Annotated in this window: 15 protein-coding genes; 7 read left to right on the plus strand and 8 right to left on the minus strand. The window is 68.8% G+C overall.

The annotated features are described in order from the left end of the window. Nucleotides 1–98: 98 nt before the first annotated feature. The 6 genes from KCG34_RS16110 (at nt 99) to KCG34_RS16135 (ending at nt 7,144) form a co-directional block, all read left to right on the plus strand. Nucleotides 99–272, plus strand: a complete 174-nt coding sequence (locus KCG34_RS16110; protein ID WP_211940851.1) for a YdcH family protein — start codon at nt 99–101, stop codon at nt 270–272. A gap of 242 nt (nt 273–514) precedes the next feature. Next, on the plus strand, nt 515–1,231 hold the full coding sequence (locus KCG34_RS16115; RefSeq protein WP_211936653.1) for a CoA transferase subunit A: 717 nt from the start codon (nt 515–517) through the stop codon (nt 1,229–1,231). Beyond that, complete coding sequence (locus tag KCG34_RS16120) at nt 1,231–1,878, plus strand: CoA transferase subunit B (protein WP_211936654.1); 648 nt, start codon at nt 1,231–1,233, stop codon at nt 1,876–1,878. The genes KCG34_RS16115 and KCG34_RS16120 overlap by 1 nt, the downstream gene beginning before the upstream one ends. A gap of 155 nt (nt 1,879–2,033) precedes the next feature. After that, nucleotides 2,034–3,731, plus strand: a complete 1,698-nt coding sequence (locus tag KCG34_RS16125; RefSeq protein ID WP_211936655.1) for an ATP-binding protein — start codon at nt 2,034–2,036, stop codon at nt 3,729–3,731. Nucleotides 3,732–4,061: 330 nt separating this feature from the next. Next, on the plus strand, nt 4,062–5,936 hold the full coding sequence (locus tag KCG34_RS16130) for a ribonucleoside-diphosphate reductase subunit alpha (RefSeq protein ID WP_211936656.1): 1,875 nt from the start codon (nt 4,062–4,064) through the stop codon (nt 5,934–5,936). 302 nt (nt 5,937–6,238) lie between these two features. Next, nucleotides 6,239–7,144 carry a lipid A-modifier LpxR family protein gene (locus tag KCG34_RS16135; protein ID WP_211936657.1) on the plus strand — a complete coding sequence of 302 codons (906 nt, stop codon included), beginning with the start codon at nt 6,239–6,241 and terminating at the stop codon, nt 7,142–7,144. 767 nt (nt 7,145–7,911) lie between these two features. Here KCG34_RS16135 and KCG34_RS16140 read toward each other — a convergent pair. The 5 genes from KCG34_RS16140 to dapE form a co-directional block, all read right to left on the minus strand. Further along, nucleotides 7,912–9,030 (minus strand): DUF3089 domain-containing protein, encoded by a 1,119-nt coding sequence (locus KCG34_RS16140; protein ID WP_211936658.1) that lies wholly within the window; start codon nt 9,028–9,030, stop codon nt 7,912–7,914. Between the two features lie 28 nt (nt 9,031–9,058). Beyond that, nucleotides 9,059–10,468, minus strand: a complete 1,410-nt coding sequence (locus KCG34_RS16145; RefSeq protein ID WP_211936659.1) for an efflux transporter outer membrane subunit — start codon at nt 10,466–10,468, stop codon at nt 9,059–9,061. Then, nucleotides 10,465–12,078, minus strand: a complete 1,614-nt coding sequence (locus KCG34_RS16150; protein WP_211936660.1) for an MFS transporter — start codon at nt 12,076–12,078, stop codon at nt 10,465–10,467. Before KCG34_RS16150 ends, KCG34_RS16145 begins: the two co-directional genes overlap by 4 nt. Beyond that, complete coding sequence (locus KCG34_RS16155) at nt 12,075–13,151, minus strand: HlyD family secretion protein (RefSeq protein ID WP_211936661.1); 1,077 nt, start codon at nt 13,149–13,151, stop codon at nt 12,075–12,077. The genes KCG34_RS16150 and KCG34_RS16155 overlap by 4 nt, the downstream gene beginning before the upstream one ends. 78 nt (nt 13,152–13,229) lie before the next feature. Next, complete coding sequence (gene dapE / locus KCG34_RS16160; protein ID WP_211936662.1) at nt 13,230–14,363, minus strand: succinyl-diaminopimelate desuccinylase; 1,134 nt, start codon at nt 14,361–14,363, stop codon at nt 13,230–13,232. Nucleotides 14,364–14,473: 110 nt separating this feature from the next. Here dapE and KCG34_RS16165 point away from each other — a divergent pair, with 110 nt between their 5' ends. Continuing rightward, nucleotides 14,474–15,445, plus strand: a complete 972-nt coding sequence (locus tag KCG34_RS16165; RefSeq protein WP_211936663.1) for a cation diffusion facilitator family transporter — start codon at nt 14,474–14,476, stop codon at nt 15,443–15,445. On the opposite strand, the gene KCG34_RS16170 is transcribed toward KCG34_RS16165, so the two are convergent. From KCG34_RS16170 to KCG34_RS16180, 3 genes are read right to left on the minus strand one after another with little or no spacing between them, the layout of a single operon-like run. After that, nucleotides 15,427–16,938, minus strand: a complete 1,512-nt coding sequence (locus tag KCG34_RS16170; RefSeq protein ID WP_211936664.1) for an efflux transporter outer membrane subunit — start codon at nt 16,936–16,938, stop codon at nt 15,427–15,429. The genes KCG34_RS16165 and KCG34_RS16170 overlap by 19 nt on opposite strands. After that, nucleotides 16,913–18,484: an MDR family MFS transporter gene (locus KCG34_RS16175; RefSeq protein WP_211936665.1), complete on the minus strand. Its 1,572-nt coding sequence runs from the start codon at nt 18,482–18,484 to the stop codon at nt 16,913–16,915. Before KCG34_RS16175 ends, KCG34_RS16170 begins: the two co-directional genes overlap by 26 nt. Beyond that, nucleotides 18,481–19,590, minus strand: a complete 1,110-nt coding sequence (locus tag KCG34_RS16180) for an HlyD family secretion protein (protein WP_211936666.1) — start codon at nt 19,588–19,590, stop codon at nt 18,481–18,483. The genes KCG34_RS16175 and KCG34_RS16180 overlap by 4 nt, the downstream gene beginning before the upstream one ends. Nucleotides 19,591–19,604 lie beyond the last annotated feature (14 nt).

The following is a 19,604-nucleotide window of genomic DNA, read 5'->3' on the forward strand; positions in this document are numbered from 1 at the left end:
GCGCCGCCTTCTGAGGGGCCAAACACAAAAGAATGTGATCTGACGCCGGAACATGTGGGTGATTTACTTTGGCCGCCATCAGCACGGAGGCGCAACCCATGGCTATCCAAGCCCGCATTCGCGAACTCGGTTTCCGGCACGAATCCCTGGATCGCGCGATCCAGGAAGAGGCGAGCCGACCGGCGGCGGATGAGATGCGGCTGAGGGAGCTCAAGCGGCGAAAGCTTCGGCTGAAGGAAGAGATGGAGAGTTTGCGGGCCAGCCTGCACTGACGCGGCGCGGGTCCTGAGCCCCGCTTTCGGACAATCGAAAACAATCTGAACAGCGAACGCGGCCGGCGCTCGCTCTAGCGCCCTTTCCCCTCGACGGGAAAGGGCCTTGCGAGTCTGACCCGACCGCCCCATTTGCCCAGATCCGACCGACCGGCTGGCAAATCTGCTGCGCCGCAGCATAAGCGCTTGAACCCCGCGCCGATCCGCGCGAGATGGCGGACATCCATCAATTGGAGGCTTCCATGGCGGGTAAGGTGCGCAGCGCCGCGGTCGAGGCGCTTTCAGGGCTCTTGTTCGACGGCATGACCATCATGGCCGGCGGATTCGGCCTGTGCGGCATTCCGGAGAACCTGATCGCGGCGATCCGTGAGGCGGGGGTGAAGGACCTGACCGTGGTCTCCAACAATTGCGGCGTCGACGGCTTCGGCCTGGGCGTGCTGTTGGCCGGGGGGCAGATCCGAAAGATGATCTCCAGCTATGTCGGCGAGAACAAGCTGTTCGCCGAGCTCTACCTGTCGGGCAAGCTGGAGCTGGAATTCAATCCGCAGGGCACCCTGGCCGAGCGCATCCGCGCCGGCGGGGCCGGGATCCCGGCCTTCTTCACCAAGACTGGCGTCGGCACCCTGGTGGCCGAGGGCAAGGAGGTGCGCGAGTTCGACGGCGAGCTCTATGTGATGGAGCGCGGCCTTGTCGCCGACCTCTCGATCGTCAAGGCCTGGAAGGGCGACGGGGAAGGCAACCTCGTCTATCGAAAGACCGCGCGGAACTTCAATCCGATGATGGCGACCGCCGGCAAGGCCTGCGTGGCCGAGGTCGAGGAACTGGTCGAGGTCGGGGCGCTGGATCCGGACCAGATCCATACGCCCGGCATCTATGTCGACCGCATCCTGCACGGCGCCCATTTCGAAAAGCGCATCGAGCAGATGACCACCCGCCCCCGTGAGACGGAGCAAGCGTAATGGCCTGGACCCGCGACGAGATGGCCGCCCGCGCGGCCAAGGAGCTGAAGGACGGCTTCTACGTCAACCTCGGCATCGGCATCCCGACCCTGGTGGCCAACTACATCCCCGAGGGGATGCACGTCACCCTGCAGAGCGAGAACGGCATGCTGGGCATGGGGCCGTTTCCTTACGAGGGCGAGGCCGACCCGGACCTGATCAACGCCGGCAAGCAGACCATCACCGAGCTGCCGCAGTCCTCCTATTTCAGCTCGGCCGACAGCTTCGCCATGATCCGCGGCGGGCACATCGACCTTTCCATCCTGGGCGGCATGCAGGTTTCGGAAGCCGGCGACCTGGCCAACTGGATGGTGCCGGGCAAGATGGTCAAGGGCATGGGCGGGGCCATGGACCTGGTGGCCGGTGTCAAGCGCGTGGTGGTGGTCATGGACCACTGCGAGAAGTCCGGCGCGCCCAAGCTGCTCAAGGCCTGCACCCTGCCCCTGACCGGGGCCAAGGTGGTCGACATGCTGGTCACCGAGCTCGGCGTGTTCGCGATCGACCGCAAGGCCGGCGGCGTCACCCTGGTCGAACTGGCCCCCGGCGTGACCGCCGAAGAGGTCCAGGCCAAGAGCGAGGCCGAGATCAAGGTCGCCGTCGCCGCCTGACGCGGCGCCCAAAAGGTGGCCTGGCGGCGCCTCAGGATGCGGCGATCCCAAGCCCTGCAAGGGTTTCGCCGGCTCGTGCGCCCCGCGATAAGACATGATTAACGCGCCACGGCCGCATGTCTCGCGAACGCAGGGGCTGTGCAAGGCGTCACACCGTGGCTGATCCATCCGCCCGGGCCGAAAGGCTCAGGGCCTTTTTCTCCCGCCGCCGGTGGCGGGCGGCCACCGCCGGCGCGGCCGAGGCGCGGCTGCAGGCGGTGCTGGACGCCCTGCCCGAGGGCGTGGTGGTGCTGGACGCCGAGGGCCGCTACGTCCATTGGAACGAGGCCTATGCCGGCATCTATCACCGCTCGGCGGACCTGTTCGCCCCGGGCGCCCGGCTGATGGACACCTTGAGGGTCGGCATCGAGCGCGGCGACTATCCCGATGCGGTGGGCCGCGAGGCCGAATGGCTGGCCGAGCGCCAGGCCTGGCTGGACAATCCCGGCCGGCGCCACGAACAGCGAATCGCCGACGGCCGCTGGCTGATGATCGAGGAGCGCCGCACCGCCGACGGCGGCACGATCGGCCTGCGCGTCGACATCACCGACATGAAGCGCCAGGCGGCCGAGCTTGAGGCCGCCCTGCGCCGGGCCGAGGCCGCCAGCTCGGCCAAGGACGAGTTCCTGGCCAATATGAGCCACGAGATCCGAACGCCCCTGAACGGCGTCCTCGGCCTGGCCGAGGTGCTGCGCCGCACCAGCCTGGACCCCATGCAGCGCGACCTAGTGGGGGTGATCGTCAGCTCGGCCGGGGCCCTGAACCAGATCCTCGCCGACGTGCTGGACCTGAGCCGGCTGGAGGCCGGGCGGATCGAGATCGAAAGCCGGCCCTTCGACCTCGGCGAACTGCTGCGCGAGACCGCGGCCCTGTTCGCCCCCACCGCCCGCGGCAAGGGCCTGGCCCTCGCCTGCGAGATCGCGCCGGATGTCCAACGCCGCGTGGTCGGCGACCCGACCCGCCTGAAGCAGATCCTGGCCAACCTGCTCAGCAACGCGGTCAAGTTCACCGAGGCCGGTTCGGTCACCCTGAGCGCCGATCGGGCCGCGCGGGGCGAGGTGCGATTCGAGGTGGCCGACACCGGCATCGGCTTCACCCCGACCGAGGCCGCGCGCCTGTTCGAGCGCTTCCAGCAGGCCGACGGTTCGATCACCCGCCGCTTCGGCGGCACGGGCCTGGGGCTTTCCATCTGCCGCCAGCTGGTCGAGCTGATGGGCGGGCGCATCGCCGCCGCGGGATCGCCGGGGGAAGGCGCCTGCTTCACCCTGCTCCTGCCCCTGGCCGAGGCCCCGGTCGCCGCGCCCACCGACGCCCAGACCGCCGCGACAGCGCCCGGGGTCAAGGTGCTGGTCGCTGACGACAATCCCACCAACCGCCGCGTGGCCGAGATGATCCTCTCCGCCGCAGGGGCGCAGGTGATCGCGGTCGAGGACGGCGCCGAGGCGGTGCGCGCCTTCGAGGCCCAGGCCTTCGACGTGATCCTGATGGACCTGCAGATGCCGAGGATGGACGGCCTGACCGCCATCCGGGCGATTCGGCGCCAGGAGGCGGCCACGGGGGCGGGCCGCATCCCGATCGTGGTCCTGAGCGCCAATGTCATGGCCGAGCACAGAAGCGCCTCGGCCGAGGCCGGCGCCGACGACCACCTGGGCAAGCCGTTCCGCGCCGAGGAGTTGATCGAGGCGGTGATTCGCGCCGCCGAGGCCGGCGCCGAAAATCTACGCATGGGCGAGTGCGACCAAGCTTCGCCGTCACAAGATGTTGTGGCGCCGGCCCTCGGGCTCGCCGGAACGGGCCGCCTTCGCCAGGGGTGAGTCGGCCCCCGCAGCGCCCTGCGGCTTCGCGCCGCGCAGATTGACGGGATCTTAACCGCCGGCGCCGGCCGCCGCTCTTCGTTTCGGCGAAATTATCCCCAAATATCTGAGTCCAAGCCACGGCCCCGATCGCCCGGCCGGCGGGCTCGCGATAGGACGCGTTAGGAACTTGTTTACGAAAAACCCCGCTTGGCGCCGTTTTCGCCCGTTGACGGTATGTCACGCCTGTGGCCCCATATGTGTGGGGTTAGGGCTGCTTCGCCCACAAGATATAGGGTCTGGACGACGCTGCTGGCGTCGCCGCGTTGAAGGGGTGATGGGGTTTCCAAGATGATGCGCAACCAGGCGACCAAGTCTTCTGCGAAGGTCCGTGACGCCAAGTTCGCCGCCACCCGCCCGGCCGATCGGCCGCAGCTGCAACTGGTGAAGAAGGTCGAAGTCGACCGCTCGCGCGACGCGCTGCTGACGGATTTCGGCCGCACCACCCTGGAAGACCGCTATCTGCTGCCGGGCGAGTCCTACCAGGACATGTTCGCCCGCGTGGCCACCGCCTATGCCGACGATTCGGATCATGCCCAGCGGATTTATGACTACATCTCGAAGTTGTGGTTCATGCCGGCGACCCCGGTGCTGTCCAATGGCGGCGCCGACCGCGGCCTACCGATCTCCTGCTTCCTGAACTCCGTGTCCGACAGCCTGGAGGGCATCGTCGGCGCCTGGAACGAGAACGTCTGGCTGGCGGCCAACGGCGGCGGCATCGGCACCTATTGGGGCGGGGTTCGCTCGATCGGCGAGAAGGTCAAGGGCCAGGGCCAGACCAGCGGCATCATTCCCTTCATCCGCGTGATGGACAGCCTGACCCTGGCCATCAGCCAGGGCTCGCTGCGCCGCGGCTCGGCGGCGGTCTATCTGGATATCCACCACCCGGAGATCGAGGAGTTCCTTGAGATCCGCAAACCCTCGGGCGACTTCAATCGCAAGTCGCTGAACCTGCACCACGGCCTGTCGATCACCGACGAGTTCATGGAGGCGGTGCGCGACGGGACGCCCTTCGGCCTGCGCAGCCCCAAGACCCACGAGGTGGTCAAGGCGGTCGACGCCCGCGCCCTGTGGCAGAAGATCCTGGACGTGCGCCTGGCCACCGGCGAGCCCTACCTGATCTTCTCCGACACCGTGAACCGGATGATGCCGCAGCATCAGCGCGAGCTCGGCCTTTCGGTGCGCCAGTCGAACCTGTGCTCCGAAATCATGCTGCACACCGGCCCCGATCACCTGGGCGAGGAGCGCACCGCGGTCTGCTGCCTGTCCTCGGTCAACGCCGAGACCTTCCTGGAATGGCGCGACCATCCGACCTTCATCGAGGACGTGCTGCGGTTCCTGGACAACGTGCTGCAGGACTTCATCGACCGCGCCCCGCCGGCCATGCAGGCGGCCAAGTACGCCGCCGAGCGCGAGCGGTCCGTGGGCCTGGGCCTGATGGGCTTCCACTCGTTCCTGCAGGGCCAGAACGTGCCGTTCGAGAGCGCCCTGGCCAAGTCGTGGAACATGAGGCTGTTCAAGCACCTGCGCCGCGAGGCCGACAAGGCTTCCCGCGTCCTGGCCGCCGAGCGCGGCGCCTGCCCGGACGCCGAGGAGCGCGGGGTGATGGAGCGGTTCAGCCACAAGCTGGCCATCGCGCCCACCGCCTCGATCTCGATCATCTGCGGCGGGACCTCCGCCGGTATCGAGCCGATCCCCGCCAACATCTACACCCACAAGACCCTGTCCGGCTCCTTCGCGGTCAAGAACCCCTATCTGGAGAGGCTTCTGGACGAACGCGGCCTGAACAACGACGCCACCTGGCGCTCGATCCTGGAGCACGAGGGTTCGGTGCAGCACCTCGACGCCCTGACGCCGGACGAGAAGGATGTGTTCAAGACCGCCTTCGAACTGGACCAGCGCTGGGTGGTCGAACTGGCCGCCGACCGCACGCCCGAGGTCTGCCAGTCCCAGTCCCTGAACGTCTTCCTGCCCGGCGACGTCGACAAGTGGGACCTGCACATGCTGCACTACACCGCATGGGAGCGAGGCGTGAAATCCCTCTACTATCTGCGCTCCAAGTCGGTTCAGCGCGCGGCCTTCGCCGGCGCCGAGGGGGGTGAAAAGGCCGAATCCATGTCGGTCCCGTCCCGCACCGACTACGAAGAATGCCTCGCCTGCCAGTAGGGCGGCGAGCGCGTCCAGGTCGCCAGAACGGCGCGGAAACGGGGAAGCCCGACGCGCCGTTCGAGCGGCGTTTCAGCATCCCTTGATCGCCGTCAAGGCGCTCCGAAGCGGATTGTGCTCTTCACAATCCAGCGAGCGCTGTGGCGAAGGTCCCGTCCTGGCCGAAAGCTTGCAGCGAAGTTTGCGCGCAGCAGGTGAATCCGCGGGAACTGTTAAGGAATCCGTGGGTTGATGAGCTGAGCCGATTGATGATCGTCCGGCCTGTCGCCGGGCGACGGCCATAGGGACGAAGGGGTTGTGCGATGCGGGCCATATTGGGTCTGCTACTGATCGCACTCACGGGCGGGGCGGCGACCAGCGCCCTCGCCGCCGATGATGCGGCCTTGACGGCGCTGAACCGCGCCGCGTTCGACAAACCGAAAGCGGCGGCGGAACAGCCGAAAAAGCCACGCTTCCAGGCCAGCTACCATGTGGGCGAAGGCCCGGCCGCGCCGGCCGAGAGCAGCCAGGCGCCCCTGGCCGCCGATCGTCTCCTCTCCGAGCGCGCCTGGGCGCTGACCGGGGGCTCGGCCACCTGGACCAGCCACTCGGTCAGCCGGCTCAACGACGACGGCGCGGTCGACACCCTGCGCATGACGGTGGTCGCCGCAGAGCGCGGCCCGGGCGGGGTGGTGCTGGCCTCGCCGGGCGGGCGGCTGCAGCCTGAGACCAACAGCGTCAACCTCGACTTCGAGCGTTCGGCCCCGATCACCAGCGGCCGCTTCGCCCTGGACGTGGCGCCGCACTTCGGCGTGGCCATGAACGATCAGGGCGGCTCGGCCCTTGCTGGCGCCGCGGTGCGGCTGCAGCTGCCGCAGCGCCGCAACTCCATCGCCGGCCAGCTCGGCTTCCAGCCCGACCGCGAGGCCGACGGGACCCGGGGTCGCTGGTTCCTGTTCGCCGAAGGCAGCGGGGAGCTGGTGGGCGTCCACCTCAGCCGCAGCGGCGGCCTGATGCCCCGCGCCAACCTGACCGTCGACGACGGCGTCAATCCCACCGTGGTCAGCGACAGCCAGGCCGGCGTCGGCTGGAAGAAGGGCGCGATGCAGGCCTCGTTCGGCTATGTCCACCGCGAGATCCGCAACGACCTCGGCTACGATACCAGCCGCCAGATCGGCGACATCAAGGGCGACATGGTGGCGTTCAGCTTCAGCTTGAAGTCGCGGTAGGGGGCGATCCATCGCTCCTTAGTCCCATGTCGGCCAGAGCTCCAAGCACGCAGGGAGCAAAGCCGCGCAGCATTCCGAGACATGGGCGCTCGAGCGGTGAGGCGTTAGGCAGGCAATCGCTTGTCTGCTGGCGAAATTCAACTCATAATCGCACCACTTGCATCTCATCGATCAGCCGCGGAGGCTAGTGTCATTGATGAAATGCTAGGGAAGGCGACTCGAATCCGCAGCCGCGTCGGCGAAACAACGGGAACGGGCGTGTACCCTATGTCGAATTCACTCATGAAAGATAATAACGATCCTTGCGAAAAGGAATAAAGTATGAATTGGCGATTATTGGCATATTATTCGCTTCTTTTAATTGGCGTATGCACGATTCTACTCGCACTTTATCTTTCCTATATACTCAAGATGAATTCTCATATGAGGTACGGAGTTACATCTTTAATAGGGTTGGTTGGGTTTATCATAGCGACCGCAGCGAGACGATTTCGAGGGGACGGCTGAGGTTCGGATCAAGTTCTATACTAATCTGAACAATTATTGGGCAGGCATCGGGGTGGCATAGAGGGGGCTCTCGGCGGACCAGCCGCTGATGTCTGAATGGGGGGCAGACCTCACCTTTCCGCGGCTGAGCTGAGCGCCGCCTTCAGCGTCGTGCCGGTGTTGACATCTGGTTCCCATGGCGAAGTCGCCGCGATCAAAGGCGGGCAAGAGAAGGAGGAAGCATAGGTGAGACGTCAAACTCACTACCGAGCAGTTCACTCCTACCGCCCTACAAACGCCTCCGCCCGCTCCACCGCGTTGCGGCGCAGGTTCATGTAGAACAGGTTGTAGTCCAGGTCGTGATACACCCCGACCAGGGTCAGGGGGTCGCGGAAGCCTTCGCGGCGGCCGAAGGGGATATCGACCTCCAGCATGCCGTCTGAACAGCGTGCGCCGGTCAGACCAGCGACCGGCGCCGGCAGGCCGCTCAACCCGTGGACGGCGGGGATCGCGCCCTGGTTGGCGTCGGCCGGGGCTTCGCCGCCATAGCGCCAGTCCAGCGGGTTGACGCAGACGATGTCGTGGCCGGCCGCGCTCTGATAGCGCCCGTCCAGCCACATCAGCGCCGCGCCGCCGCTGCGGGTCTTGCCCTTGCCGGCGGCGACGCTGTTCCAGTCGACGATGCAGCCCGTCTGGCGCTCGGTGCGGCAGATCGGCAGGCCCTTGGCCTCGATCTCGGCAGGGACGAAGCCGCCGATGACATAGGCCGCCACCAGCCGCTTCTGCAGCGGCGTTCCGATGATCCGCTCCTGAAGCAGGCGCAGCGCGTGCAGCGAGCCCTGGCTGTGGCCGGCGATGATGAACGGCCGCCCGCCATTGTCGTGAGCCATGTAGTCGTCGAAGGCGCGCAGGACGTCGGCATAGGCCAGGTCGATCGCCGCCTCGCCGTCGGGCGTATCGCGCATGAAGGCGCCCAGCACCGCCTGGCGATAATGCGGGGCGTAGATGCGGCAACAGCCGTTGAATACGCTGGCTTGGTAGCGCATCACCCCCGTCTCGATCCGGGTGGAGGGCGTCCCGGGCTCGTCATAGGCCGCGTTCCAATGCTCGCCCGCCAGGTAGGTGGTGGGGTGGATGAAGAAGACGTCGACCTTGGCCGCTCGGCCAGCGGGCTTGAGGCCGGTTTCGTCCGGGGTCAGGGCGGTCTCGCCGGGCGCGTCCGGGCGCGCCGCCCAGGCTTCGGGCCGGCGGTAGTCCGGAGCCGGCGGCGGAGGCTGGGCCGCGAAGGGCTCGGAGGGGCCTCGCATCAGCCCGCCCTCGGCGTGCAGCCGCTGGGCGAACAGGCCCGAGGCGGCCAGGACGGCGACCAGCGCCAGGGCGGCGCTCAGGCTCTTGCGCATTCGGCGATTCCCCTCCGGTTTGGCGGGGTCAGCCCTTCCAGCCGCCGCCGAGCGCCTTGAAGATCGCGATCTGATCCTGAACGAGAGCTGAATCCGACGCAGCCACCGCAGCGTCGGCCGCGACCACGGTCTGTTCGGCGGTGAGGAGGTCCAGGGTGCTGATCGAGCCAGCCGAAAGCTGGCCGCGGGCCAGGTCGAAGGCTTCGTGCGCCCGGGCCTGGGCCTCGTCCAGGGCGCGGCGGTGATCCAGCTCGGCGCCATAGGCGGTCAGGGCCTGCTCAGCCTCCTTCAGCGCCTGCAGCACGGCGGAATCGAAGCCGTCCAGCGCGACCTCGGCCCCCGCCTTGGCCTGGCGGATACGGGCGCGGGGGGCCGATTGGTTGGGAAAGGCCCAGCTGATCTTGGGTCCGACGCCCCAGCCCAGGCCCGCGTTGGTGGCGATCAGCGAGGTGTCGTCGGCGAAGCCGCCCCAGAAGCCGGTCAAGGTGATGCGCGGGTAGAGGTCGGCGGTCGCCACCCCCACCCGCGCGGTAGCCCCGGCCAGCCGCAGCTCGGCCTGGCGCACGTCGGGCCGGCGCTTGAGGAGGGCCGCGCCGTCGCCCACGGGAATGGGCGCCGCCAGGCGCGGCGGGGTCACGCAGGCCTCGGCCTCGTGGGGGGCGTTGGCCGGGGTGCGGCCGAGAAGGGCGCCCAACTGGAACAGGGCGGCGCGCCTCTGCCCCTCCAACGGCGGCAGGGCGGCCCGGGCCTGGGCCACCAGCCCGCGGCTCCTTACCACGTCGAACCGCGTGCCGGCGCCGACCTGGAGCCGCTGGTCGGCGATCTCGGCCTGGTGGCTGACCACATCGAGGGAACGCTGGGCCACGGCCAACTGTTCGCCCAACGCGCAGACCTGGGCGTAGGCGCGGGCGGTCTCGGCCGCGACGGTGATCTTCAGTCCGTCCCGCGCGGCCCGGGCCGCGGCGGCGTCGGCCTTGGAAGCCTCGATCTGGCGGCGCAGGCGGCCGAACAGGTCGAACTCGTAGGAGACGTCGATCAGGTCGTCGAACAGCCAGATGGTCTGGGGCTTGGCCCCCAGGATCTCGACGATCTCGTCCGTGGCCGGGTCGCGGCCATAGATCGAGCCGGAGGCCAGGGTGGTCGACGGATAGCGGCCGGCCCGCGTCGCCTCATAGACCGCCCTGGCCGCCGACAGGTTGGCCTGGGCCGCCTTCAGGTCGGTGTTGGCGGCGAAGGCCTCGGCGATCAGCTTGTCGAGCAGGGGGTCCTGATACAGACGCCACCAGTCGTCCGGCAGGGCGGCCGTCGTCTCCAGCTCCGGCCGCACCGAGACCAGGGGCCCGGCGGCGCCCGCTGGCGGGTTCGGGGCGCGATAGGTCGGGCCAACGAGGCAGCCGCTCAGGGAAAGGGCCAGGATCAGAGGGGCGGCGCGTCTCATGCCGGGTCGGCCTCCCGCGGCGAAAAAAGCGGCCGGTGCGAGGCTGGCCCCAGCGGCGCGGGCTTGTGCGCCACCACCAGCATCAGGGCCAGCGCCGTGCAGGCGGAAATGGCGACAAAGGCGTCGATCACCCCCTGCGTCGCCGCGGTGCTGCGCACCACCCCGCCCAGGAGCGCGCCGGCGCGGGCGGGGCCAGAGCCGGGATCGCCGGCCCGGGCGGTGGCGGCGGCATAGGCGCCCAGGCGCTGGACCACGACCGGGTCGCCGGTCTGGACGTGCAGGCCGATCAGGTTGGAGGCGGTCTGCGAGCGCATCCGGGTGAAGGTGGCGACGAAGGCCACCCCCAGCTCGCCCCCCATCAGCCGCGCGGTCTGCACCGCCCCGCCGAAGGTCAGGGCGTCCTCGGGCCGCAGGTGCAGCACGGCGAAGAACAGGATGCCGGACAGGGCGAAGCTCTGCCCTACCGCCTGCAACAGCTGCGACGGCAGGAACTGATCCGAGTTCCAGATCGGAGTCAGGGTGCGCGAAACCATCAGGCAGGCCAGGCTGATGAAGATGAATCCGATCGAGGAGACCAGCCGCGGGTCGGTCCGCCGCAGCATCAGGGCCGCCAGCGGACAGAAGACCAGCTGCGGCGCGGCGATCCAGATCAGGGTCTGGCCGACCTCCAGCGCCCGATAGCCGCGCACCGCCCCCAGATATTGCGGGATCAGGAACGCCGTCGACAGGATGGTCAGGCGCAGGAATGAGATCAGCACCAGAAGCCTCGGCAAGGGCGGCGCCGCGGCGACCCTGAGATTGACACCGGGGTGGGCGGTCCTCAGCTCGTGAACGATGAAGCCGGCCACCAGCACACCGCCGGACAGCAGGAGGGCCGAGACCAGACCGGAATTCAGCCAGTCCAGCCGGTTGCCCTGGTCCAGTCCGGCATAGATCAAGGCCAGGCCCAGGCCGCCGAAGATCAGGCCGAACACGTCGGCCGGCGGGCGGGCCGGCAGCGGCGCCGTGCGCGTCACGCCCCAGTGCAGACAGCCGACCATGCCCAGCGCAAGGGGCACGTTCTGCCAGAAGATCCAGCGCCAGGTCAGGTGATCGACGTACCAACCCTCCAGCGAGGCGGAGATGTTCAGCGAAAGCTCGAGATTGAGGGCGTAGATCGCCACCCCATACGCCCAGTACTTGGGCGGGGTGTTCCTCAGGATGAAGCTCAGCGTCAGGGGCACGAAGAACCCCGAGGCCAGGCCGCCGGCGAACTGCAGCGCCAGGAGCATCGGCAGGTTGGTCGAGAAGGGCTCGATCAGCGAGATGATCGCGAAGGCCAGGGCGGAGTCGATCAGCGCCCGACGCGGCCCGAACATGCCGCCGATCCACACCGCGAAGGGCGCCACCAGCATCTGGGCGCAGGTCTGGGCGGTGGTGATCCAGGCGCCTTCGTCGAAGCCGGCATGCACCGCGCCGCGGATATCGGCCAGGCCGAAGGTCGAAAGCCGCCCGTTCAGGGTGGAGATGAAGGTGCCGAGCAGCACCGCCGCCAAGCCCAGCCAGGGAATGCTCTCGGGCGGGGCCGGCGGCGCCGGGGCCGCAGCAGGGACGGCCGCGGCGTCGCTCATGAGCGGCCGTCTCGGGCGTCGATCCGCGCCAGCACCGACAGGCCCGGCCGCAGGCGATCGGCCAGGCCGTCCGCGTCGTCGATGGCGATCTTCACCGCCACCCGCTGCACCACCTTGGTGAAATTGCCGGTGGCGTTGTCGGGGGGCAGCAGCGCGAACTGCGCGCCCGAGCCGGGGGCGAAGGCCAGGACGTGGCCCTTCATCACGTGGCCGGGATAGGCGTCGATGCGCACCTCTGCCTTCTGGCCCACGGCCATGTGGGTCAGCTGGGTCTCCTTGAAATTAGCGGTGACCCAGACCTTGGGCAGGGGGGTCAGGCTGGTGACCTGGCCGCCGGCGCCGACGAACTGGCCGGGCTTGACCTGGCGCTGGCCCAGCACCCCGTCCTGTGGAGCGACGATGCGGGTATAGCCGAGGTTGATCCGCGCCAGCTGCAGGTTGGCGGTCTGGGCCTGGATCGCCGCCTGGGCCTGGGCCTCCTGCGCCGCCAGCACGCCGAGCTGGCGCTGGGCGGCCTCCACCTGGGCCTTGTTCTGGGCCTGCTGGGCGGAGAGCTGGGCGCGGGTGGTCTCCAGCTTTTCCCTGGCCTCGGTCGAGGAGGAGCCGATGGCCAGCAGCTCCTTCTGCCGCGCCAGGTCGCGGCCGTTCTGCGCCAGGGTGGCGGTGGTCGAGGCCAAGACCGCCTTGGCCGCGTCCAGATTGGCCTGCTGCAGGCCGGCCTGGGCCTTTAGCGCCTCAGCCTGGGCGCTGGCCGAGGCGACATTGGCCTCGCCCTGGGCCACGGCCGCCTTGTAGTCGGTATCGACGATCTGGGCGATCAGGTCGCCGGCCTTGACCCGCTGGTAGTCCTGCACCGGCATCTCGGCCACATAGCCTGGGACCTTTGAGGCGATGGGGGTGAAGTCCGACTGCAGATAGGCGTCGTCGGTCTCCTGCCAGCCGGCCCGGCCCTGCCAACGGTCCCAGCGGCTGGTGACCACGATCAGAACCGTCAGGGCGACCAGGAACACCAGGATCCGCCAGACGACTTCCGGCGCGGTGCGCCAATCGATCCCGAACCTGTGCTCGGCCATTCGAAACCCCCGGGGACGCGCGCTTGAGGGTGCGACGCAATAGCTGCGCCGCAAACTGGCGCCGCAGAATTTCCCCGTCTAGCCGAAGGCGGTGAAATAGCGCGCGATCAAGGCGGCATAGACACGGGTCAGGTCCGCGATGTGCTCAACCGGCGTGCATTCGTCCACCGCATGCATGGTGGCGTTGACCAGGCCCAGCTCGACCACCGGGCAGAGCTTTCGGATGAAGCGGGCGTCGGAGATGCCGCCGGTGGTGGAGAGCTCCGGCCGCCGGCCAAGCACCTCTTCGACCGCCTGGGCGCAGACTTCGACGAACGGGCCGGGCTCGGTCAGGAAGGCGTTGCCGGTCAGTTTGGCGACTAGGCCGACCTTGCCGGAAAAGCCGGCCTGCTCAGCGGCGCATTCGGCGATCAGCCAGTCGATCAGCCCCTGGCCGTCATGGGCCGGGTTGAAGCGGATGTTAAGCCGGGCCTTGGCCTGGGCCGGGATCACGTTGGTGGCGGGGTTGCCGACATCGATGGTGGTGACTTCCAGGTTCGAGGGCTGGAAGCCCGGATGGCCTTCATCCAGCACCCGCCCTTGCAACCGGGCCAGGAGCCGCACCAGGGGCGGGATCGGGTTGGCCGCCTGCTGCGGATAGGCCACGTGGCCCTGGGCGCCATCGACCGTGATCCAGGCGTTCAGGCTGCCGCGGCGGCCGATCTTGATCTGGTCGCCGAGGCGGGAGGACGATGTTGGCTCGCCCAGCACCACGTGGTCGATCCGTTCGCCCTCCGCGGCCAAGGCCTCGACCAGGCGGGCGGTGCCATCCTCGGCCGCGCCCTCCTCGTCGCCGGTGATCAGGAAGGAAAGCGAACCTGGGACTTGCGCCTCGCTGGCCGCGGCGGCGAAGGCGGCGATGGCGCCCTTCATGTCCACCGCCCCGCGGCCGTACAGCACCCCCTCCTCGACCACCCCGGCGAAGGGCGGCTTCAGCCAGGCGCCGGCGTCGCCCACCGGCACCACGTCGGTATGGCCGGCGAAACAGAGGTTGGGCGCGGCGGTCCCGCGGCGGGCGTAGAGGTTCTCGATCTCGCCGAAGCGCATCCGCCGGCAGGCGAAGCCGGCGCTTTCCAGCGCCTGTTGCAGCACGTCCATCGCCCCCTCGTCGGCCGGGGTGACCGAGGGGCGGCGGATCAGGTCCTGGGCGAGGGCGACGGGATCGAGGCTCATGCCGTGCCGCTAGCGGCTTGCGGCGGCGAATGCAAATGCGACGTCCCGACCGCTGGCGTCGGCAGGCGATATTGTATACTGGGGGAGGGTATCTTGAGGTTCCTTCCGCCATGGCCGCCCATCGCCACGATCACGACCATGATCATCACCACGACCACGGCCATGACCATCATCATGGGCATGATCACGGCCACGGACATGGCCATCACGGCCACGTCCACGCCTCGCCCGAGGACCCGCGCTACGGCTTGGCGGTCGGGCTGAACCTGTTGATCGTGGCGGTCGAGGCGGTCGGCGGCTTCTTCGCTCACTCGACCGCCCTGGTGGCCGACGCCGGGCACAACCTGTCCGACGTGATGGGCCTGGTCCTCGCCGGCGGCGCCTTGTGGCTGTCCAGGCGCCCGGCCAGGGGCCGGCGCACCTATGGCTTCGGCAAGGCCACCGTGCTGGCCGCTCTGATCAACGCCTTGGTCCTGATGCTGGTCAGCGGCGGGCTGATCGTCGAGGCGGTTCGCCGGCTGACGCACCCTGAGCCGGTGCATGCCTCCCTGGTGATGATCGTCGCCGGCGTCGGGGTGGTGGCCAACACCCTGACCGCACTGATGTTCGTGGGCAGCAGCGGCCACGATGTGAACGCCCGCGGCGCCTTCCTGCACATGGCGGGCGATGCGGCGGTGTCCCTGGGGGTGATCCTCTCGGCCGCGCTGATCGCCGTGACCGGCCAGACCTGGATCGACCCGGCGGCCACCGTCCTGGTCGTCGCCGTGATCGTCGCCGGGACCTGGGGCCTTTTGCGGGAGTCCGTGGACCTGGCCCTCGACGCCGCCCCGATCGGCGCCGACCTCGGCCGCATTCGCGCCTTCCTGCTGGACGGCCAGGGGGTCACCGACGTGCACGACCTGCACGTCTGGGCCATGAGCACCACCGAAACGGCCCTGACCGCCCACCTGGTGCGGCCCGCCGACGACGGCGAGGACCAGTTCCGCGCCAGCCTGTCGGCCGCCCTGCGCTCACGCTTCGGCGTCGGCCACGCCACCTTGCAGATCGAGCGGGCCCGGACCGATCACTGCCCCGAGTGCTGAGCCGCGCCTGAAGCGTCGACTGCGCCCGGCGGCACATTGGCGGTGGCCAAGAGCAGCCGCGCGGCATCGCCGACCCGGCCGGTGCCCTGTTCCGACAGGGCCAGCTTGGTGCGCCGCCAGTCGCGCTCGGCCCGCACGACCTGCTCGGCGCTGGTCCCACCCTCGGCGAAGGCCTTGCGCACCATGTCCAGCCGCCGGGTCGCCGCGTCCAGCGCTCGGGTCTGTTCGGCATACGAGGCGTTGTCGTGGGCGATGGCGGTCAGGGCGTCGGCCACCTGGCCGAAGGCGTCCAGCACCGTCTGTTCGTAGGTCGCCAGCGCCGCCCGGGCGTTCTCCTGCGCCTCGCGCTGTTTGGCCTTCAGTTCGCCCGAGTGGAAGATCGGCGCGGTCAGGCCGCCGGCGATCGCCCAGCTGGTGGAGGTGTGGTCGAAGATCTTGTCCGGGGTCAGGCCGTTCAGGGCGTAGTTGGCGCTGAGGGTGATGTTCGGATAGAGGGCCGCGGTCTCGACCCCGACCTGGGCGGTGGCCGCATGCAGCCGCGCCTCGGCCTCCAGGATGTCCGGCCGCTGGCGCACCAGTTCCGAAGGCAGGCTGACCGGCAGGCTGGCCGGCATCGAGCCCGAACTGGCGTCGAAGACCGGCGCGTCGAAGCCGTCCGGCGACTTGCCGACCAGGGCGGCGAGGGCGTGACGGGCTGCGGCCAGCCGCTGCTGCTGCACCGGGACCATGGCCTGGTCTTCGGCCAGGGCGGTCTCCGCCGCCGCCACGTCCGCCGCGGCGGCCCCGCCGGCGTCACGAGCGCGGCGGATCATGTCCAGATCCTGCTGATCGGTGCGCACGATATCGGCCAGGGCCTGGACCTGAATGCTGGCGTCGGCGGCGGTCAGGGCCTGGGCCACCACCTTGCCGGTCAGGGTCAGGTAGGCCGCGTCCAGCTCGCGCGCCTGGGCTTCGGCGTCGGCCTTGGCCGCCTCGACCCGCCGCCGCTTGGCGCCCCAGACATCGAGGTCGTAGCTGACCGTGGTCCCCAGGGTATAGAGGTTGAACTCCGGATTGGTGGGGAAGGACAGGCCGCCCGGCAGGGCTTTGGCGTTGAAGGCGCCGCCGGAAAAGGCGTTCAGATTGGCCCGCTCGCGCTGGATGCCCGCATTGGCGTCGACCATCAGGTTCCCGCTCTCGGCGCCCACCGCCTCGCGCGAGGCCGCCAGCCGCGCCCGCGCCGCTTCCAGGCTGCGGTTGTTGGCGATGGCCTGGCGCACCAGCTGGTCCAGCTGGGGCGAATGAAACAGGGTCCACCAGTCGGCCACGACCTTGTCGCCGACCCTGGTCTCGATCGGGCCGGCATTGGCGTCGTCGCCGGCCATGGCGTAGCCCTTGGCCGCCGGGGCGGCAGGGGTCTTGAAGTCGGGGCCGACGGCGGCGCAGCCGGCCACGAGGCTCGCGACGGCGACTCCGGCGGCGAGGGCCCTAGTCCGCGATAAGGTGCTGGTCATCGGAAACGGCTCTTTGGCTCTTGCGCATCAGAAGCAGCGCGGGGATCAGGACGAGGGCGGTGACCGCCATCAGCTTGAAGTCGTCTATGTAGGCCACCATCGAGGCCTGGCGGGTGACCTCGCCGTCCAGCGCGGCGACGCCGGCGGGGCGGGTGAGGCTGAAGGGCGCGGCCAGGCTGCGGACCAGCGGATTGTCCAGGGTCAGGCCTTCGACCAGGCGCGAATGGACGATCTGGGTGTTCTCGGTGTGCAGGGCCTGCATGATCGAGATGCCGGCGCTGGAGCCCAGGTTGCGCACCAGGGTGAACACCCCCGCCCCGTCGGCGCGGTAGCGGGCGTCCAGGGTGGCGAAGGCGAGGATGGTCAGGGGCACGAAGATCAGGCCGATGCCGAAACCCTGGAAGATGCCGGTCCAGACGATCAGGCTTGAATCCATGGTCAGTGAATAGCGGGTCATGCCGCTGAGGGCGGCGAAGCTGATCAGCAGCCCCGCGGTGATGATCAGGCGCACGTCGATCCGGTTCACCATCCGACCGACCACGAACATGGCCAGCCAGCTGCCTATGCCGCGGGGGGCCGAAACGATGCCGGTGGTCACCACGGGATAGCCCAGCAGCACCTCCATCATCGGCGGCAGCAGCGCCAGGGTCGAGAACAAGAGGATGCCGATGAAGAAGCCGAACACCGTGGCGCTGATGAAGTTGCGGTCGGCGAACAGCGCCCGGGGCAGGAACGGCCGGTCTGCGGTCAGGGTGTGTACGGTGAACAGGAAGGCCGCCAGGCCCGCCACCACGGCCTCGATCCAGATTTCGGTGGATTCGAACCAGGCCTGGCTCTCACCCCGGTCGAGGAACAGCTGGAACGCGCCGATGGCGATCGAGAGCAGGCCGAAACCCATCAGGTCGATGGGGATCTTCTGCTCGTGCTTATGGTCGTGGATGAAGGCCGAGACGCCCAGGAAGGCCAGTACGCCGAAGGGCAGGTTGATATAGAATACCCAGCGCCAGCTGAAATTGTCGGTCAAAAAGCCGCCCAGGGCCGGGCCGACGATCGGGCCCAGGATGGCGCCCATGCCCCACATGGCCATGGCCGAGCCCTGCTCTTCGGGCGAATAGATGTCCATCAAGACCGCCTGGGACAGCGGCACCAGGGCCGCGCCGAACAGGCCCTGCAGCAGGCGGAAGCCGACGATCTGCGCCAGGGTGGCAGCCGCGCCGCACAGGGCCGAGGCCACGGTGAAGCCGGCGATCGAGATCATGAACACCTGCTTGCGGCCGAAGCGCCCGGCCAGCCACCCCGTCATCGGCGTCATGATCGCCGCCGCGACGATGTAGGAGGTCAGGACCCAGGTGATCTGGTCGGCCGAGGCCGAGACGCTGCCCTGCATATGCGGCAGGGCGACGTTGGCGATGGTGGTGTCCAGCGAGTTCATCACCGTCGCCAGCATGACGCAGGCGGTGATGATCCCCCGGTTCGGGTCGCCCTTTTGAGTCTCGGATGGGGCGGCCTTGGCCGGGGACGCGGGTCCCGCGGCGGCGTCGCTCATCGGCCGGCGCCTCCCGCGCCCTTCGCCTGAGCAGAACCGCCCAGGCTGCGCTTGTGGGTGGTGTCGACCGTGACGGTCACCGACAGGCCCGCCGGCATGGGGACGCCCGGATCACCCTCGAACACCAGGCGCACGGGCACCCGCTGGGTCACCTTGACCCAGTTGCCGGTGGCGTTCTCCGCCGGCAGCAAAGAGAAGCTGGAGCCGGTGCCGGGGCTGATGTTCTCGACCCGGGCCTTGAACTTGTGGTTCGGATAGGCGTCGACCTTCACCTGGGCCGACTGGCCGGCGCGCATATATTCCAGCTGGTTTTCCTTGAAGTTGGCCTCGATCCAGATGTTCGGCGAGACAAGGCTGAACACCGGCGTCGAGGCGTTGACATAGTCGCCGGCCTGCAACTGGTCGACCTTGGTGACGATGCCGTCCTGCAGGGCCACGACATCGACATAGCTGCGGTTCAGGCCGGCGGCCGAAAGGCGCGCGCGGGCCTGCAGCACCATCGGGTGGCGCTCGACCGGCAGGTTGGGGTCGCCGTCCAGGGCGGCCAGTGCGTTGGCGACAGCTTGGCGCTGGGATTCGACCTGGCGGGCGGCCTGCTCGGCCTGGTTGGCGACCTGCGCCGCCTGGATCTGGGTCGCGGTGCCGGCGGCCACCAGGGCCTTCTGCCGCTTCGCCTCGCCCTCGAGATAGGCCAGGTTGTCCTGGGCGGCCTTCAGCTCGGCCTCGTGCTGCAGATAGCTGGCCTTCAGCCCGTTCACCTGCAGCCGAGCCGCCTCCAGGCTCGCCTGGGCCTCGTCGACCGAGGCCTGGAACGGGCGCGGATCGATCTGGAACAGGATCTGGCCCTGCTTGACCAGCTGGCCGTCATGCACGCGCACGGCGATCACCCGGCCTGAAATGCTGCTCGAAACCGAAACCCGGCCGCTGTTGATCGAGGCGTCGTCGGTGGACTCGTAGCGCCCGCCGGTCAGATAGACATAGAGGCCGCCCAATACCACCAGCAGCACCGCCCCGATCATGATCGGCCAGCGCAGGCGGCGGAATCGATTGGGCGCAGGGGCCACGACCCCATCGCTGGGGGTCGAAGGCGTCTCGTTCTGACTCATTTGGCCAAGTCCAG

It is taken from the genome of Phenylobacterium montanum, assembly GCF_018135625.1.
In the GTDB taxonomy this organism is placed as follows: Bacteria; Pseudomonadota; Alphaproteobacteria; order Caulobacterales; family Caulobacteraceae; genus Poindextera; species Poindextera montana.

Excerpts from the sequence above, each read along its gene's own strand:
- KCG34_RS16155 (WP_211936661.1), bottom strand. The coding sequence starts at position 13,151 with ATGGCCGAGCACAGGTTCGGGATCGATTGGCGCACCGCGCCGGAAGTC.
- KCG34_RS16120 (WP_211936654.1), top strand. The coding sequence starts at position 1,231 with ATGGCCTGGACCCGCGACGAGATGGCCGCCCGCGCGGCCAAGGAGCTG.
- KCG34_RS16135 (WP_211936657.1), top strand. The coding sequence starts at position 6,239 with ATGCGGGCCATATTGGGTCTGCTACTGATCGCACTCACGGGCGGGGCG.
- KCG34_RS16140 (WP_211936658.1), bottom strand. The coding sequence starts at position 9,030 with ATGCGCAAGAGCCTGAGCGCCGCCCTGGCGCTGGTCGCCGTCCTGGCC.
- KCG34_RS16180 (WP_211936666.1), bottom strand. The coding sequence starts at position 19,590 with ATGAGTCAGAACGAGACGCCTTCGACCCCCAGCGATGGGGTCGTGGCC.
- KCG34_RS16145 (WP_211936659.1), bottom strand. The coding sequence starts at position 10,468 with ATGAGACGCGCCGCCCCTCTGATCCTGGCCCTTTCCCTGAGCGGCTGC.
- KCG34_RS16110 (WP_211940851.1), top strand. The coding sequence starts at position 99 with ATGGCTATCCAAGCCCGCATTCGCGAACTCGGTTTCCGGCACGAATCC.
- KCG34_RS16165 (WP_211936663.1), top strand. The coding sequence starts at position 14,474 with ATGGCCGCCCATCGCCACGATCACGACCATGATCATCACCACGACCAC.
- KCG34_RS16175 (WP_211936665.1), bottom strand. The coding sequence starts at position 18,484 with ATGAGCGACGCCGCCGCGGGACCCGCGTCCCCGGCCAAGGCCGCCCCA.
- dapE (WP_211936662.1), bottom strand. The coding sequence starts at position 14,363 with ATGAGCCTCGATCCCGTCGCCCTCGCCCAGGACCTGATCCGCCGCCCC.
- KCG34_RS16130 (WP_211936656.1), top strand. The coding sequence starts at position 4,062 with ATGATGCGCAACCAGGCGACCAAGTCTTCTGCGAAGGTCCGTGACGCC.
- KCG34_RS16150 (WP_211936660.1), bottom strand. The coding sequence starts at position 12,078 with ATGAGCGACGCCGCGGCCGTCCCTGCTGCGGCCCCGGCGCCGCCGGCC.
- KCG34_RS16170 (WP_211936664.1), bottom strand. The coding sequence starts at position 16,938 with ATGACCAGCACCTTATCGCGGACTAGGGCCCTCGCCGCCGGAGTCGCC.
- KCG34_RS16115 (WP_211936653.1), top strand. The coding sequence starts at position 515 with ATGGCGGGTAAGGTGCGCAGCGCCGCGGTCGAGGCGCTTTCAGGGCTC.